The sequence below is a fragment of the Halorubrum sp. Atlit-26R genome (assembly GCF_003666015.1).
In the GTDB taxonomy this organism is placed as follows: domain Archaea; phylum Halobacteriota; class Halobacteria; order Halobacteriales; family Haloferacaceae; genus Halorubrum.
In genome coordinates, this window is the sequence record NZ_QPLT01000192.1 from 1 (window position 1) to 769 (window position 769).

Annotated in this window: 1 protein-coding gene; it reads right to left on the bottom strand. The window is 52.9% G+C overall.

Annotation, left to right across the window (positions count from 1 at the left end):
* On the bottom strand, positions 1–344 hold a 344-nt coding region (locus DVK07_RS20080), incomplete at its 3' end, for a DICT sensory domain-containing protein (protein WP_342765654.1).
* Positions 345–769: the final 425 nt, after the last annotated feature.

Genomic DNA, 769 nt, shown 5'->3' on the forward strand with positions numbered 1-769 from the left:
GGAACGAAGACGACAAACCACGAGTCTCGAAACTCTTGGTCCCACCCGCCGTGGATTGTCAGTTCGTACTCGGGGGGTGGCGTCCAGTCCGGGATTCCGTACACGTGGACGTCAACGCTGCTGTCACCAAGTCGTTCGTAGACCTCTCTCGTACCCCGCTCGTCGTTGATACGTGAGAGGTATTGGAAGGACGCACGGTGTTTTCCCGTGCCGTGCTCAAGCGCTGTCTGTTCGATGTATCGTGAGATGGTGATCAGCAGCAGTTTCTCTTTGTTCGACTCAGGATACCCACGCAACCGAAAGTGGGTCTCGTCGAGTGCTGTAATCACATCCGGGAGATCCACCTCCTGAACGCTGCGCGCCCCGGTCGTATACAAGTCGGAATTGACTAACAGAATCGAGTCCGCAACTTCCTTAAGCGGTGACTCCGCAATGACCTCTCCGTCGTTTAATAAATAGACCTTATCTGCCGAGGCGGAGCCGGGGTCAGGGACCGTGACGGATTGTTTGACTTCTACCGACTACCGATCAAATATCTGTGTTAACAACTCGTGTAACTGCTCTGGCACATCGCCCCCAACAACCCCGAGTGACACATCTGCTTGTTCACTCTGTGTGAAAAACTCACTGAGGCTCATGCCCTATGATCAGATCGTGTTGAAGATACTAATTCCCTACGCTGTGCCGGCTGTTTCTCCGCAGATCTACAATTCGTATCACATTCGTGTTCCCTGTCTCGCACGGCTACCGCAGCATATATTTGAAATGA